This is a genomic window from Cryomorphaceae bacterium (assembly GCA_007695365.1).
Lineage (GTDB): Bacteria > Bacteroidota > Bacteroidia > Flavobacteriales_D > SKUL01 > SKUL01.
In genome coordinates this window covers 1-15,503 of sequence record REDV01000140.1, presented here as the reverse complement: position 1 = coordinate 15,503, position 15,503 = coordinate 1, and the positions used below count along the sequence as shown (strand labels likewise).

At 50.2% G+C, this 15,503-nt stretch carries 17 protein-coding genes and 1 tRNA gene; 6 read left to right on the top strand and 12 right to left on the bottom strand.

From position 1 onward, the window contains the following. Nucleotides 1–72: 72 nt before the first annotated feature. On the bottom strand, nucleotides 73–1,062 hold the full coding sequence (locus tag EA392_14120) for a T9SS C-terminal target domain-containing protein (GenBank protein ID TVR36860.1): 990 nt from the start codon (nucleotides 1,060–1,062) through the stop codon (nucleotides 73–75). 162 nt (nucleotides 1,063–1,224) lie between these two features. On the opposite strand from EA392_14120, the gene EA392_14115 reads away from it, so the two are divergent. Together EA392_14115 and EA392_14110 are read left to right on the top strand one after the other, a co-directional pair. Next, on the top strand, nucleotides 1,225–3,150 hold the full coding sequence (locus tag EA392_14115) for a tetratricopeptide repeat protein (protein ID TVR36859.1): 1,926 nt from the start codon (nucleotides 1,225–1,227) through the stop codon (nucleotides 3,148–3,150). Then, a complete protein-coding gene (locus EA392_14110) occupies nucleotides 3,147–3,530 on the top strand; it encodes an RNA-binding S4 domain-containing protein (protein ID TVR36858.1) in 384 nt (127 codons plus the stop codon). Before EA392_14115 ends, EA392_14110 begins: the two co-directional genes overlap by 4 nt. Nucleotides 3,531–3,632: 102 nt before the next feature. On the opposite strand, the gene EA392_14105 is transcribed toward EA392_14110, so the two are convergent. From EA392_14105 to EA392_14080, 6 genes are all read right to left on the bottom strand, one after another. Continuing rightward, nucleotides 3,633–3,989 carry a hypothetical protein gene (locus EA392_14105; protein TVR36857.1) on the bottom strand — a complete coding sequence of 119 codons (357 nt, stop codon included), beginning with the start codon at nucleotides 3,987–3,989 and terminating at the stop codon, nucleotides 3,633–3,635. An 85-nt stretch (nucleotides 3,990–4,074) separates the two neighbouring features. Then, entirely contained in the window at nucleotides 4,075–4,974 is a 900-nt protein-coding gene (locus EA392_14100) for a hypothetical protein (GenBank protein TVR36856.1), read from the bottom strand. Continuing rightward, on the bottom strand, nucleotides 4,967–5,638 hold the full coding sequence (locus EA392_14095) for a uridine kinase (protein TVR36855.1): 672 nt from the start codon (nucleotides 5,636–5,638) through the stop codon (nucleotides 4,967–4,969). The genes EA392_14100 and EA392_14095 overlap by 8 nt, the downstream gene beginning before the upstream one ends. A gap of 36 nt (nucleotides 5,639–5,674) precedes the next feature. Beyond that, the gene (locus tag EA392_14090) at nucleotides 5,675–6,040 is read right to left on the bottom strand and encodes a gliding motility-associated C-terminal domain-containing protein (protein TVR36854.1); all 366 of its coding nucleotides are present in this window, start codon (nucleotides 6,038–6,040) and stop codon (nucleotides 5,675–5,677) included. Between the two features lie 48 nt (nucleotides 6,041–6,088). Then, nucleotides 6,089–6,790 carry a phosphoribosylformylglycinamidine synthase I gene (gene purQ / locus EA392_14085; protein TVR36853.1) on the bottom strand — a complete coding sequence of 234 codons (702 nt, stop codon included), beginning with the start codon at nucleotides 6,788–6,790 and terminating at the stop codon, nucleotides 6,089–6,091. Between the two features lie 106 nt (nucleotides 6,791–6,896). Beyond that, nucleotides 6,897–7,880, bottom strand: a complete 984-nt coding sequence (locus tag EA392_14080) for a hypothetical protein (protein ID TVR36852.1) — start codon at nucleotides 7,878–7,880, stop codon at nucleotides 6,897–6,899. Between the two features lie 68 nt (nucleotides 7,881–7,948). Between EA392_14080 and EA392_14075 the strand changes: the two genes are divergently transcribed. After that, complete coding sequence (locus tag EA392_14075; protein TVR36851.1) at nucleotides 7,949–8,143, top strand: hypothetical protein; 195 nt, start codon at nucleotides 7,949–7,951, stop codon at nucleotides 8,141–8,143. A 4-nt stretch (nucleotides 8,144–8,147) separates the two neighbouring features. Here EA392_14075 and purD read toward each other — a convergent pair whose 3' ends face one another. From purD to EA392_14060, 3 genes are all read right to left on the bottom strand, one after another. After that, the gene (gene purD, locus EA392_14070; GenBank protein TVR36850.1) at nucleotides 8,148–9,443 is read right to left on the bottom strand and encodes a phosphoribosylamine--glycine ligase; all 1,296 of its coding nucleotides are present in this window, start codon (nucleotides 9,441–9,443) and stop codon (nucleotides 8,148–8,150) included. A gap of 83 nt (nucleotides 9,444–9,526) precedes the next feature. Continuing rightward, the gene (locus EA392_14065; GenBank protein TVR36849.1) at nucleotides 9,527–10,603 is read right to left on the bottom strand and encodes an rRNA pseudouridine synthase; all 1,077 of its coding nucleotides are present in this window, start codon (nucleotides 10,601–10,603) and stop codon (nucleotides 9,527–9,529) included. 35 nt (nucleotides 10,604–10,638) lie between these two features. Next, nucleotides 10,639–11,010, bottom strand: a complete 372-nt coding sequence (locus EA392_14060; protein TVR36906.1) for a YraN family protein — start codon at nucleotides 11,008–11,010, stop codon at nucleotides 10,639–10,641. Between EA392_14060 and EA392_14055 the strand changes: the two genes are divergently transcribed. Continuing rightward, on the top strand, nucleotides 10,984–11,685 hold the full coding sequence (locus tag EA392_14055; protein TVR36848.1) for a DUF4412 domain-containing protein: 702 nt from the start codon (nucleotides 10,984–10,986) through the stop codon (nucleotides 11,683–11,685). The two genes, EA392_14060 and EA392_14055, sit on opposite strands and share 27 nt — an antisense overlap. Before the next feature lie 14 nt (nucleotides 11,686–11,699). On the opposite strand, the gene EA392_14050 is transcribed toward EA392_14055, so the two are convergent. Continuing rightward, complete coding sequence (locus tag EA392_14050) at nucleotides 11,700–12,602, bottom strand: LD-carboxypeptidase (GenBank protein ID TVR36847.1); 903 nt, start codon at nucleotides 12,600–12,602, stop codon at nucleotides 11,700–11,702. A gap of 62 nt (nucleotides 12,603–12,664) precedes the next feature. Between EA392_14050 and EA392_14045 the strand changes: the two genes are divergently transcribed. Next, nucleotides 12,665–14,752 carry a methionine--tRNA ligase gene (locus EA392_14045; GenBank protein ID TVR36846.1) on the top strand — a complete coding sequence of 696 codons (2,088 nt, stop codon included), beginning with the start codon at nucleotides 12,665–12,667 and terminating at the stop codon, nucleotides 14,750–14,752. On the opposite strand, the gene EA392_14040 is transcribed toward EA392_14045, so the two are convergent. Continuing rightward, nucleotides 14,749–15,201, bottom strand: a complete 453-nt coding sequence (locus EA392_14040) for a hypothetical protein (GenBank protein ID TVR36845.1) — start codon at nucleotides 15,199–15,201, stop codon at nucleotides 14,749–14,751. The genes EA392_14045 and EA392_14040 overlap by 4 nt on opposite strands. A gap of 98 nt (nucleotides 15,202–15,299) precedes the next feature. Between EA392_14040 and EA392_14035 the strand changes: the two genes are divergently transcribed. After that, a tRNA-Arg gene (locus EA392_14035) sits at nucleotides 15,300–15,371 on the top strand. The last annotated feature ends 132 nt before the right edge of the window (nucleotides 15,372–15,503 follow it).

The window sequence follows — 15,503 nt, the reverse complement described above, 5'->3', positions numbered from 1 at the left end:
AAACAAACAATCATAAATCTTAAGTAAAAACCCCGATGTATGTCGGGGTTTTTTATTGTTGAATATGCGGTACTAATGAATAATTACTTTTTTTCGGGTAACGATTTGGCCACTGCGATCTTCAACCACCAACAGGTAATTTCCCGGAGCAAGACCGAAGGTTGAAATCTGAATCTCTCCGTTGCCGAAGGATGACGCAATATTCACCGGACGACCTGAAATATCCAGCAAGCGGTAGTTGTACTCTGACAATTTGTTCTGATGCCGGATATTAAACTGTCCGATGGAAGGGTTGGGCCAAACTTCCCACGCTGCATCATCGACAACCACTGACTGTATCGCAATCACCCCACCTAAACCGTTGTAGTCGACTTGCTTCAGGCGGTAATAATTCGTTCCTTGAGGCGCGTTCCTATCTACAAACCGGTAGTGTCTTACAGTGGAGGCCATACCCGCTGCCGACACCCTTCCAACCACTTGCCATTCCTCTAAATCACGGCTTCGGGACAATTCAAAATAGTCACTGTTTACCTCGGTTGCGGTTGTCCAGGAGGCATGCACATCCTTACCTTTCGTGTTGATTTCAAAACTGATAAGCTCAACGGGTAATGGGCTCGCACCCCAAACCTGGTAACCTTGTTGATCCCCATTACCTGCAATCCACCAGTTGTCATTGCAAATGGCAACAAGGGTGGAGCTACCTCCTCCCGGTGTAGATTTAAAAATCTTTCCTCCCGGCATAATTTCAACGACAGAACCACAAGGTAAATCCAGTTTGTTACCATTGGTAAAATCCAGGTTACCATGAACCACCAAATGCATGGGCTGGCTGCAGTTCAAAAAATTATACTGATTGGCCACGGTAATAGTGTGACCCGGCTGAATGATAATCTGGGTGCGTCCACAATCTACGGATCCGCCACCGGGCTCACAGTTCCAGATCCCCGGTGTTGCCCAATCACCGCTGCCCACCGTTATACATGTGCTGGCCTGCAAGCCCCATGAATAAATCGTGAGAATGACAACAATTATAGCGATTGTGTAGTTATGCAAATAATTCATTTCGAGAAGCTCATTTCGGATCAGAGCAGTGTACGAGGTTCGTGGCGCGAGGTTTCAGGTGCCAAAAAAAAAAATTCAATTAAGCGATGTTAACTCATCATCGCAGACTTTGATACCACCGAAAAACCACCACTCTCCGTATCTTCGTAAAAAATTCAAGGATTGAGGTATTTTGCGCTGGTATTGTTCTTTTTATCTGTTTCGGCCACGGCTCAGGTAAACGTGAACAACCAGATTTTTAAAAGCAAGCAGGCTTTGGGGCGAAACGACTTCACAGAGGCCATTCATTTGCTCAATGGTGTCATTCCAATTCGCCCCGACTTGTATGAGCCCTTCTTTTTGAGGGCTGTAGCGCGGTACAACCTGGGGGATTACAAAGGTGCCGAACAGGATCTTACTTCGGCACTCAACATCAAACCCAACTTTCCCGACGCATTGTTATACCGAGGCGTGAGCAGGGAGCGCCTGATGAATTTTCACGACGCCATCAACGATTTTGACCGCGCGCTCCGCCTGGAGCCTTTCAATGACAACATACTCGTAAGCAAGGCATTTACCAAAACGCATCTGGAAGAACACCAGCAGGCCATTGAGCTATGCAACCAAGCCATTCGCATCAACAAAAAGAACGAACGGGCATTTCTTTGCCGGGCGTGGAACAGATACCAAACCTATGACCTTGAAGAAGCTATACGTGATTACACGCGGGCGCTAAAAATCAACCAGTTCAATAGCGACACCTACACCAAACGGGGGATGACCTATGCCTTTCAGCTTAAATATGACGACGCGCTGAAGGACCTCGACAAGGCGCTTGAGCTGGATTCATTGAATCTGCACGCCATGTTTCAACTGGCTCATATTTATCGCGAAATGGATCAGCCTGATCGTGCTATGAATCAGTATTCTCGCATGATTAATATTGACCCGGCCTCTGCCATGGCCTACTTTGAGCGCGGTAATTTGCTGGCTGAAACCGGCGATAAAGACGGGGCCATTGAAGATTTTACCATGGTGATTGTGCTTACCGGAGGACACATGATCACCTACTTCAACCGCGGAAGCATGTATTTCGACAAAGGCAAATACTCTGCGGCGGTAGAAGACCTCAGCAAAGCCATCGAAATCTATCCGGGTATGGCCGAGGCATATTTCAACCGCGCCATGGCTTACTCGCGAATGGGATTGAATCACAAGGCGCAAAAAGACATGGATAGGGCGCGTGAAATAAAGTCGGAAATGTATGCACTCAGCGGAATTGAACAAGCCGAAGAGCTGAGCAAGATTCGAGAACTCGCTACCATTCGTGAGGATTTTCAGGGGTCTGATACACGCTTTGGGCGAATTCAAAACAAGCGTACAGAAATCCGACCTGCTCCCGACTTTTTCATCGTGCCAGAGCCGTGGGTTCCTGACTCACTTAAATCAGAAGCCCTCTATTTGGGGATACTTACTCGCATGACATCTTCCACCCGACCCATGGTTGCAATGAGCCATCCCGGCTGGATGCTTGACAGAGCCGAAGAGCGCCAGGAGCGTCTGAACCGTGACCTCGCCGAAAACCCCGACAACCGCATGGCACTAATTCAGCAGGGGATATTGTTTCAACTGCTCGAAAACTACGAACTGGCTCTTGAGGTGTACGACGCAGTGCTGAGCGAAGAACCCGATCATACCATTGCGCTGTTAAACCGTTCGTACGTGCTGCACAGGATGCTGTTTCTGACCGATGCGCTGGAAGCTTCATTCAGCGAAAAGCACAAGCCCGACGAAGCAGGCAGCGTCATTGCGGGCGACTACCACCAACTGGCCGGAAACCTTGAGCGCATCATTGTACTGAAACCAGAGTTTATCCCTGCGCGCTTCAACCTTGCCAACTTGTACGCCTCCATGGGCGACCATCGCTCTGCTGTAAAGACTTACCGCGATATTATTGAACTTGTGCCCAATCTGGGTGCAATTCACTTCAACCTGGCCCTTACCCTGCTCTACCTCAACAATCGCGACGATGCGTGCAAACACCTGAGCAGTGCCGGTGAAAACGGATACCAGCCATCTTTTGCTGTAATGAAACGCTACTGCCGATGAGTGATCCGCGTTTCGATAAATACCTCTGGACGGTGCGTCTTTTCAAAACGCGCAGCCAGGCAGCAGCGGCCTGTAAAAAAGGACACGTAACCATCAACGGAAAAGCTGCCAAAGCAGCCCAGCCTGCCAGAAAAGGCGATACCATTGCGGTGAAAACAACACCCATCTGGCGCACGTTCCAAATTTTGGATCACCCTGCCAACCGGGTAAAGGGTGCGCTTGTGCCGGAATACCTTCTGGAAAACACACCGCCCGAAGAGCTTAAAAGGCTTGAGGAATACAGACTCGTCCAGCGCGATCAGATACTTTTTCAGCACGACCGCGGAAGGCCAACCAAGCGCGACAGAAGAAAAATAGATCGGTTTAAAAGCGACGACTAAGCGTTTGTAATCAGGGCGCCACTATTCTCACAGCTATGCAGATTAATGCGATTTTTCTGAAAATGCACCTGTTTTTCTGGCGAGGCACGGAAACAAAAAGAATCATTCTTTCACCTGCAAACGCGTACCCGATAACACATCGTGTGTACCCATTTCATTACCGAACAAATACGAGAAGACATCGAGTGGGTTGAGCCGCAAAACTGAACGAATAAGAATGCGAAAAGCACCGGGTTTCGAGCCATCCCTGCACGCGACCACGGTATTGGTAATGCGCTTACCGGGTGTCTGGCCTGTGAAAGTTTCAAAGCAGGTGTAATAAAACACTGAAATTGAAGCAAAAAGAATGTATTTGCTGGTGTCGGGCACCACTTCATTACAGATGGCCGTTGCAATCGCAATGAATAAAGAATCAATCAGGTAGTTGACGGCGCGTATTGATTTTGAAACTGTATTCATAGGTCGAAACGAACGCCCTAAAATAATGCAAACGAATGAAGGTGATGGCAAGACTCCGGGAAGAACAAAGTCAGTTAGATTGCCATTAAGCCAGTACGATGCGTGCCACCGCGTTCAGTTTACCGCGTTCGTTGAGAAAATGCAGCAGGTAGCTACCCTTTTGAAGATCGGACAGGTCAATCATCCCTTTGTCGGCAACAAGTGGTAGTTTTTTAGCCAGAGAACCGGACGTGGCGTAAATCAGTACCTGAGCAGAGCCCCGCACATCGTAGTTGAGAAAATCTCTGGTTGGATTTGGATAGGTTTTCGCCTCAATGATGTCCTGCAATGGAACTGAAGTGGCCGTGAAGTTGAGCGCCAGATCATCGAGAATAAACACCGAACCATTTTGCGGACTGTGGGTGGAACTCGACACCAGCACCACCATCATGGTATCGGGTGTATCATCACTCATGTATTCAATCGGACCGTCGAAAAATGTGAATGAAATTGCGGCTTCGGTAGCAAAGTGCCCACCCATTCCGATGGTGTCGCGTTTATTTTCGAGAGCGTTCCATCTCGTGAGTACCACTCCAACCTGCCCCGTATCCACATTGGCCGGGCTGTATTGATACCAGCCACTGATGCTTTCGGGGCGCAGGTTGAAAGGAAGTCCACCTTCAATTTGCCGGGTTTGGATATTGAAACTTCCTGTAAGACACAGTCCGGGTATAACCTCATTTGCCAGTAAAAAGAACTGACTCTGAAGCTTGAGCGCATATTGCCCGCTATACACTTCGTTGGGACTGGAAGCACGCCGGGCGGTTGTGATGCCGAACAATGCAGTTTCTGAGTTAAGGGTGCCCCACCCTACAGGATCACGGTAGCTATTGAAAAAACCACCCCCCGTTACCCATTCTTCAAATCCACCGTTGGGTAGGTCATCCTGAGCACACAAGTACAAAGGGATGAGGGCAACAAGTAAAAGAAAAGTAAGTTTATGCATAGCCTTTAGAGTCGGAAACTGCGGGTAGAACCACAGTACGCTCCTTTAACACAGCCAGCAGGTGATTGTTCAGCACTTTGAGGCCATTCCGGTAGTGAGTGTTATTGGTAACAATCACATCCACAAGGTCGCGGTAGGGGCGCAAAAACTTAAAGTACGCCGGCATTACATGGTGTAGCCACTGGTACCGCACAACCGACTCGTCGTAGCCCCTTTCCAAGGCATCGCGGGCAATTCGGCGCTGTAATTTGATGTCGTGCCGCGCATCAATGTACACTTTGAGATCGAGCATTTCCCAAATTTCAGAAAAGTGAAACACAAAGAGCCCTTCCATCACGATGATGGGAGCCGGGTCGGCACAAACCAGCTTAGGCTCCGACCTGGGGTTGTTGAAGTCATATTCGCGGCGGCATACCTGCTCACCGGCTACCAGTTTCTTCAGGTCGTTCACAAAATCTTCACGATGGATGGAGGTCGGCAGGTCGAAGTTAATCTGGCCATGCACATCGGTGGCCTGCATTTCGCGGGGCAGGTAGTAATTATCCTGCGAGATAACACAGATGCTGCCGTCGGGCATACCGGCTCTCAATTCATTGAGGAAAGAAGTCTTTCCTGAGGCGCTTCCCCCTGCAATGCCCACGATATATGGTTTAGGTTCCGACATGCGTGGGTAAAGATACGGTTTGCGGCTGAGAGGCCCTCAGCGCATCAGGTTGACGATTCCCGCCAAACGGTTTCCTTCGCATGGACCGGCATACTCAAGCACGTAGAAATACGATCCTCCGGGAGCGACGGTTCCGGATGGTGTTCTCCCATCCCAGCCCATGCCAGGGCGATCGGTAAAGAAAATCAATACCCCCGAACGATTAAATACCTGTAGCTGATAGCTGTCGAATGAAAGGATATTGTATTCCGGCCTGAAAAGGTCATTCACCCCATCGCCGTTGGGCGTAAATACGTTAGGGACTTTTACTATAAGTGGAATTCGGTCGGGATGGTCGCAGGGTAACTGCGCATTGACGTTGTATGCCAGTGAACAACAAAATACAAGAATGACCCATTTCATCTTTCAAAAATACGGCAACCCATTCACTTTGGTTGCAAAAAGCCCGAATCAGGCGCCGGGTGCGGAGATGGTGTCGAGGATGGATTCAAAAATCAAGCGACCGTCAACGTTGCCGAGCTCAATGTCTGCAGCGCGTTCGGGGTGAGGCATCATTCCAAACACATTTTTGCCCGCGTTACAAACACCTGCAATATTCGCCACTGATCCGTTGGGGTTTGCAAATTCGCTCACTTTGCCTTGTTCATCGCAGTATCGGAAGAGCACCTGACCATTTTCGGTAATTCTCTCCAGCTCATCATTGGGCAGGTAATATTTTCCTTCGCCGTGCGCAATGGGTATTTTGAGCACATCGCCCGGTGGTATGCTGCGCGTCACGATGTTGTCGTGGTTATCAGGAGTGAGGTACACATTTTTACAAATGAACTGGCGGCTGTTGTTGTGCAACAGAGCCCCGGGAAGCATCCCTGCCTCGCACAACACCTGAAAACCATTGCAGATTCCGAGAACGTAACCGCCTTTTTCGCTGAAGCGTATCACCTGTTCCATAATGGGCGAAAAGCGGGCAATAGCACCCGATCGAAGGTAATCACCGTAAGAAAAACCACCCGGCAACACTATCATATCGCAGCCTTTGAGGTCGGTATCTTTGTGCCAAAGACGTTCTACCTGCTGACCCATGATGGATTCGAGCACGTAAATCATGTCTTCATCACAGTTGGAGCCCGGGAAAATTACAACGCCAAATTTCATAGAGTGTGTGATTTAGATTGTGCCGTGCGGCATTCAGCTTTTGCTGCTGCGAAGGTAATCATTCTGTGCGGTGCGTTGATTGAAAGCCCCCTATTTCTGATGCGTATTACAAGAGCTGATTCCAGAATATATACCCAATATTCATGACCAGGGCCATGGCAATGAGAACATAAAAAAGAGTAGTAATGATCCAGTTTACGCGTTTATCGGCAACCGCATATACGAGCATGAGGGCCAACGGAAACCCCACAAGCTGCAGGTTACTTTGCCGTGGAAAAACAAAATAAAGTACTGGAAAAATCAAAAGTGTTACCATGCCAAATACCACCAGCAATAGCCGAAGATTGCGGTTTCGCATGGTACTGCGGCCCAGTGACTGCATAAAGGTGGGTGTTGCAGCCAGCGCAAGTAGCACAAACAACACTGCAACCGCATATTTAAATGTAGCCGGAACTTTAGTACGGGGAGCCTCAGCGAAAAGCATAGCGGTGTCGGGCCAAGTCGCTCCGGCAAAAACGTAGTACAAACCCACCGAGAGAATCACAATGGTCAAAAAACCGCTGAGCAGCGCCATCCACTCACGCCAGAAGAAGGGTCTGAGCACCAAAAGGCTCATCCAGCCTGCCAATAATAGTCCCGTCATGGGTAGGTAGCAAAGTGCAGCCAAGCCCAGCAGTACGCCTACGTCGTACATTTCGCGAATCACCCAGGTCTGCCTGTAAACCTGCATGGTGCGGCGCAAAGCAAGAAGCACAAACACCAACCCGGGCAGAAAATAACTGTACACCAGCAATGCAGGAGACCATGAAAAAGCAAGCACAAAGCACAGTCCGGGTAACTGATTACGGCGTTCAATAAGGTCGAATTGCTGAAACAGCTGATTAAACACAAGGGCGCCCAACAGTAAAAAGACAAATCCCAACACGAGCAGCGCACGGATTGGAATCAGGCCGTAAAGGGTTGGTAATACACTGAGGTCTGGAATGGAACCCGTAGAATACCACCACCCTGGAAGCCACAAAACCAGCCCAATAGGAATGAGCATAGCGAACAACACAGGCTGGTTGGAGCGGAAAATGCGCAGGATCATGCGCTAAAAATAATGCTCTTTCCACGAGATGTACTACTTTTGGAGCCCACTCATTAATTACCTGTAAAATGGACTACATCGTAAACCCTCTTGGAAATCTGATTGTGTGGACGTTCGACAATCTGTTGGTCCCGATTGGGGACCTTGGAGCCATGAACCCCAACAATCTCTTCATCGTATTGGGATTCTTCGGACTTTTTTACTGGTTGCGAGCCCAGTCAAAGTACAACAAGCAGGCTGAGGAAAGCGGAACCCTGAAATAATCGCTTACCGACCCACTTTCATTTCAAGCAAGTCCTGACCAATGTCTGAGCGGAGGCTTTTGCCTTCGAACTGCACATTGTTGGCGGCTTCGTATGCTTTGCCAAGTGCTCTTTCGAGGTCTTTGCCCAAAGCTGTAACGGCAACAACCCGTCCGCCGGATGTTTGCACAGAGCCGTCATCGCCAAAAGCCGTTCCCGCCTGAAACACCAACACATGTTCGGGGGCAGCATCCAAGCCAGTTATGGTTTTTCCTTTTGCATAGCTCCCCGGGTAGCCTCCTGAAACGAGCATCACTGTAGCAGCCGTACGCTCATCAACTTCTACGTGACGCTCAGAGAGTGTGCCGGTGGCAATACCTTCAAACATATCCAGCAAATCTGACTTCAGGCGCGGCATCACAACCTCGGTTTCGGGGTCGCCCATGCGCACGTTGTACTCAATGACGTAGGGTTCATTTTTCACAATCATCAACCCGACAAAAATAAAACCATTGTAGGTGATCTTCTCGCTGCGCAAGCCATTGATGGTGGGCACAATGATACGGTCGTGGATTTTGCCCATCAGATCGGGACGCGCAAAAGGCACCGGCGAAACAGCGCCCATACCTCCGGTATTTGGCCCGGTATCGCCCTCACCTACACGTTTGTAATCTTTGGCAGCGGGCAGTACTTTGTATGCGTTTCCATCCGTCAGCACAAAAACCGACATTTCAACTCCTTTCAGAAACTCCTCAATCACCACTTTGTGGCCTGCTTCGCCAAACTCACCGGCAAACATACTTTTGAGTTGCTTGCGGGCGGCTGGAAGCGAATCAACAATTACCACCCCTTTTCCTGCCGCAAGCCCATCAGCTTTCAGTACGTATGGCGGTTGAAGCGTTTCGAGAAATGCCCACGCAGCTTTTTCTTCTTTCTTTTCGAAGCTTTGATAAGCAGCTGTAGGAATATTGTGCCTTTGCATGAATGCTTTCGCAAATGCTTTGCTACCTTCCAGCTGAGCTCCTTCTTTGGAAGGGCCTATCACCAGCACCTTTTTCAAAGCATCGTCGGCAGCAAAAAAATCAGCTATTCCCTCTACCAGGGGTTGTTCCGGACCAACCAACAACACAGCGATATCGTGTTCAATACACGCCTGCTTTACCGCTTCAAAATCGAGGATATTGACATCGAGGTTGGTGCCAATAGCGGCTGTACCCGGATTTCCGGGCGCAAAATACAGGGAGCGAAGCAACGAGCTCTGCCCAACCTTCCAACCCAACGCGTGCTCACGACCTCCGGAGCCCAATACCAGTACATTCATCTGCACAGAAATTTTGAGGGTAAAGAAACGAAGTTTGCAAGCCTTGCGGAAATTATGTTTTCCACAGTTGGCAGCAGACCGAATCAGAGCATTTTAAGGCGGTTCACTTCTTCGGGAGTGAGAAAACGCCAGTGACCCCGGGGCAGGTTTTTCTTGGTAAGACCCGCCAGCATCACACGGTCGAGCTTGATCACCTTGTAACCCAAATGCTCCATCATGCGACGCACAATGCGGTTTTTTCCGACGTGAATTTCCATGCCCAGTTCGCGCTGGCTTTCGCCCACGAAAGACACCTTATCGGCCTTCACAGGACCATCCTCCAATTGCAGCCCCGAAGTTAATTTTTCGAGGTGGGCAGGTGATACCTTCTTATCAGTGTGAATGTGGTACAACTTCCCTATCTTGTACTTGGGATGAGTGAGTTTTTTGGCGATATCCCCATCGTTGGTAAACAGCAGTAAACCTGTAGTTTGCCGGTCGAGGCGCCCTACGGGTAGAATTTTTTCGCGACAAGCCGCTCGCACCAGTTGCATCACCGTTTTGCGGCCTTCCGGATCGCGAGTGGTGGTTACGAAGTCTTTGGGTTTATTGAGAAGCACGTACACATTTTTCTCCCGGCTGAGCTTTTGCTCTCCGTAATGAACAATGTCGTCGGGGCCCACTTTGGTTCCCAGTTCGGTTACAACCTCCCCGTTTACGCGAATGGCACCGGCTTCAATCAGCACGTCCGCCTCACGTCGTGAGCAAATACCTGCGTTCGCAATAAATCTGTTAAGGCGAATAGCGCGCTCAAAACCTGTAGGTTGTGGCTTGCGCTTTCCGGTGTCTTTCTCGTCGCTCTTACGCGGTTCCCACACCAGCTCTTTTTTCTTACCCTTGATACGGCTCACCTTAAAGCCGGAATCCTGGTCGCGAATGGGAATACTATTGCGTCGGGTAGATCCTTTGTCTTTGTCGCCCACCCGAGATTTACCACGGCTGGATTCATCAAAGCGGTTGCCCCCCGAGCTACGGCTGCCATCAGGGCGCGATGAAGTGCGCGATGCCTGTCTATCCGGACGTTTCCCATCCCGGTTAGACAGAGGCTTGTTTCGGCTTCCGCCACGCGTACCCCGTGCAGGGCTTTTGTGTTTTTTATTTTTTCCTGAGGCGTCGCCCATAGCTTTTTAATTGGCTACAAAGGTACGAGCATTTTTCACCCAAAGGCCGAAAAGGCTCCGGGGATGTGTCGGATGCCGGGCTTGTCGGGCCATGCAGGGTCAATTACCACTCCTACAATATCAAATCGCACTTCACTTTGAAGATTCTCAGATTCGAGGTAGGCCTCAGCGGCCTTCATAAGTAGTTCTTGCTTGCGCTGCGAAACAAATTCTGAAGGCCTTCCAAAAAATTCTGTGTTGCGTGTTTTCACCTCAACAACAACCAAAAGTTCCTCTTTTTCAGCGATAATATCAATTTCAGCGCGGTCGTACCGCCAATTTCTTTCCAGGATGCGGTAACCTAATTCTTCGAGGTGCGTACAAGCAAGGGCCTCGCCGAGATGACCCAACTGGTTGTGACCGGCCATGGCAGGAGCATTTTAACAGAACAAATTTACACAACCATGAAGCATTTTGTACAGATCGGCCTTGGGATTGCCCTTTTTCTGGGAGGTACAGCCGCAAACGCCCAGGCATTCGAAGGAAAAATTGAGTTTACCAAAACCATCGGTCCGGTATCCGCGCAGTACATCTACTACGTGAAAGAAGACCGTGTTCGAGTGGAAGAACTCGGTGAAGAAGGTGATGTTCAAGGCATCATGATTGTGGACACCCGCATGAATACCGTTACTGCCTTGAGTCCGGAGCGGAAGATGTTTATTGACGTCCCGAATCACCGCAAACCAAAGGAAGTGAAGGTAGAAACCAATAAAACAGGCAATACCAAGACCCTGCTTGGGATGGAATGCACCGAGTGGCACGTAAAGTGTGTGCACGATGGCCGTGAAGCCACCTACTGGGCAGCCGGAGATGATTTTGATTTCTTTATTCCGATGCTCAACACCATGAACCGAAAGGATAAGCTGGCGGTATATTTCAACCTCATTCCCGATGCGGGCGGCGTGTTTCCGCTGGAAGGTGTGGAGCGCAAAATAAACGGAACGGAAATTTCCAGACTCACAGTGGAAAGCGTAGTGCGAGAGAGACTTCCGGACGACTTATTCGCTATTCCGGAGACGTTTGCGCGTTTTGAGCGCGACTAGACGGTTAAAAATCTTTACAATATTTGTACAAGGCTCACCCCGGACTCTCCGACGGTGAGCTTTGTTTTTTGACCGAGTACCAAAGTGCGGTTGTCTTTTATATGACCAGCCGGAAAACCAAAGCACACAGGGTAATCGAAGGGTTCAATCGCCTCGCGAACGATTTCCTCGGCAGTGCGACCAAAAGGCACGGCGTTGTCGTTCATATCAGTCATACCACCCACCACCAATCCGGCGAGATTACCCAGCACCCCAGAACGAAGCAAATTGAGCATCATCCTGTCAACGTGGTAGAGGTACTCATCCAAATCCTCCAGAAAAAGAATTTTGCCGGCGGCATCTACCTGCGAGGGGCTGCCCATCAGGCTGTAAAGCATGGAAAGGTTACCGCCCGTAAGCTGCCCGCTGCATTCTCCGACCCGCTGCAGGGGGTGCGGTTCGGTACTGTACTCAAGGTTTTGACCTGTGAGTGCCAGCCTGAGGCTTTCAAGGGCTTCAGGGGTATTGGTTGGGAAGTTCACGGGCATGGTGCTGTGCAGGGAGCAAATACCCAGGTGTCGGTGCAGATGGTTGTGCAATGCGGTTACATCGCTGTATCCGGCTAACCAGCACGGAGTATTATGAAAGTGTGTAAAGTCGAGTTCATCCAGTAACCGCGCAGTTCCGTACCCCCCTCTCGCGCAAAGTATGGCTTTAACCTGCGGGTCGTTGAGTGCCTGCTGCAAATCAGCGCGCCGTTGTATATCGGTACCTGCAAACTGCCTTTCTTCGGCATAGAGATGTTTGCCCAGGCTCACCCTAAAGCCCCATGATTCCAGTATTTGAACGGCAGGCTCTACCTCCTGCGGGGTTATTTTCCTGGCGGTAGAGAGGACTCGTATTTCATCGCCCGCAGTGAGCGGAGGTGGTTTGCGCATGGTTGGGCTTTTCGGTTAAAACGGCTTGTTATCTTTGCCCAAATATAGAGAACCCACACACTTTGAAAGCTCCGAAACGCTATACCATTACCGCTGCGCTTCCTTATGCCAACGGCCCTCTTCACATCGGGCATATAGCCGGTGTGTACATTCCCGCAGACATCTACGCCCGTTACCTCCGCATGCAGGGGCGCCAGGTACTTTTTGTGTGTGGAAGCGATGAACACGGCGCGGCCATCACCATGCGTGCCCGAAAAGAAGGTGTTAGCCCCCGCGAAATTGTGGATCGATACCATGAAATCAACCGCAATGCCTTTGAGCAATTTGGAATCTCTTTCGATATCTATCACCGAACCTCTTCGGAGCTCCATCACGAGTGCGCTCAGGAATTCTTCACCCACCTGCACAACCAAGGCGTTTTCACAGAGAAGGAGAGCGAACAATACTACGACCCTGAGGCAGGGCAATTTCTCGCCGACCGCTACATCCTGGGTGAATGCCCAAAATGCGGACACCCTGAAGCCTACGGCGACCAATGCGAAAAATGCGGTTCAACCCTCAGCCCTACAGAGTTGATCAACCCCAGAAGTGCCATCAGCGGTACCCGACCGGAGTTGAAAAAAACCTCCCACTGGTACCTTCCCATGCAATTGCACGAAGAATGGCTGCGTACGTGGCTCAACGACGGGCAACTCAACGACAAGCCCCATCACGACCCCAAAGAGTGGAAGAACCATGTATTGGGGCAATGTCGGTCGTGGTTGGATGGAGGCTTGCAGGAGCGTGCCATGACCCGCGATCTGGACTGGGGCGTAAAGGTGCCGCTGCAAAATGCAAAGGGTAAAGTATTGTATGTATGGCTCGATGCACCCATCGGATACATCAGTGCCACGCGCCAATGGGCTGCCGACCATCAACTCGACTGGAAACCCTGGTGGCAAGATGAAGACACGCGACTGGTACATTTTCTGGCCAAAGACAACATTGTTTTTCACTGTATCATATTCCCGATTATCCTCAAAAGCCACGGAGCGTACATCCTGCCGCACAATGTGCCGGCCAACGAGTTTCTCAACCTGGAGGGAAAGAAAATCTCAACCTCCCGCAACTGGGCTGTGTGGCTGCATGAATACCTCGAGGATTTTGCTGGCAAGCGCGATGAGCTTCGATACGTGCTCAACTCCATTGCCCCTGAAAACAAAGACAGTGAGTTTACCTGGAAAGATTTTGCTGAAAGGGTGAACAATGAATTGCTGGCCATTCTTGGCAACTTTATAAACCGCGTAGTGGTGCTGAGTCACAAATACTACGGAGGAGTTGTTCCCGAAGCGGGTTCGGATGAGAGCGACTACGGCATTGAGGAAAACATCAGGCAATGCCCTGTGGAGGTGGCGCGGTTGATTGAGGGCTACAAATTTCGCGAAGCCCAGCAGCGCGTGATGAACCTCGCGCGTTTGGGCAATAAATACCTCACCGAAACCGAGCCCTGGAAGCTCCAGAAAACAGACCCCCGGAAAGTACAGGCCATCCTGAACAACTGCCTGCAGATTACCGCCAATCTCGGGGTGTTGTTGCAGCCCTTTTTGCCCGACACCGCAGAGCGCATTTGCAAGATGTTGAATTTGGAACCAGAAAAAACAGGCCGCTGGAGTGCAGCAGGATCCATGCATCTCCTTACAACAGGCCACACCATTGGAGCTGCCGAGTTGCTCTTCGGCCGAATAGAAAATGACGTGATTGATGCCCAGGTGGCTAAACTAAAAACCGAAGACTCCGTTTTGCATCAGGAAAGCAGCACCCAGCCCGTTCATACCCCTCAGTTGGCTGACATTTCATTTGACGATTTCACCAAGCTCGATCTACGTGTAGGCAAAGTATTGGAGGCTGCACCGGTTCCCAAAACCGATAAGCTGATGCAACTGCTGGTGGACACCGGACTTGACAAGCGCACGATTGTTTCGGGTATTGCGCATTGCTTCACGGCCCAGGATGTCATTGGCCGCGAAGTGTGCGTGGTGATGAACCTTGCTCCGCGCAAAATTCGGGGCATTGAATCACAAGGAATGGTGCTGATGGCCGAGAACAGCGAAGGTGTATTGACCTTTGTGGCTCCACCTGCGAACTGGCCAGCCGGCAGCGTGGTGCGCTAGCGAAGGTTCGACATGATTTTGTCGAGCTCTGCGTTGATGGAGCGTATATCCTGACTGATGGTGCGTACGGCTTCATCCCAGTTTTCGGGCTGTTTGGCCTTGAGATCTTTAATTTGTCCGTCGATGGCCGAACTGCGTTCTTCGAGGGTTTTGAGCGTGCCTGCGGTGGTACCCACTGCCGTTTCGGTGGCTATTCCTTTCAGTTTTTTAATGTCCTTTTTCGCTGCTTTTTGCTCCTTTTCCAGGGCGTCGATCTGCCTTTTCACCTCGTCAATGGAGTACTGGGTTTTGAGATCGGCCAGGGCTGTAGATTCCTTGCGGGCTTCTTCTGTAGCTTTTTTAGCCTTGGTTTCTTGTTTTTTAACGTCATCAAGTGTTACGAGTGATTTGCACGCACTGGTAACCGCGATGAGGGTTGGAAACAAAATCAGGAATGCGAGGTGTTTCATGTGTATGAGAATTTCCCACAATATAGCGAAAATTCCTGAGTTGGTTGTTGGTTGGAGTGATTCGATTCGGAAGGTTTATTTTTGCAGCTCCATTTTTTGGCCCCGTAGTTCAATGGATAGAATAGGAGTTTCCTAAACTCTAGATCCAGGTTCGATTCCTGGCGGGGCTACTTCTGGAGCCTCGCCTGGCACTCGTCAAAGAGTGCCGCACGACTTGCAAAAGTCGTGTAATCGAAGTCTATCCCGACGAAGGATGATGTCGGGAATTCCTGGCGGGGCTACTACTGGAGCCTCGCCTGGCA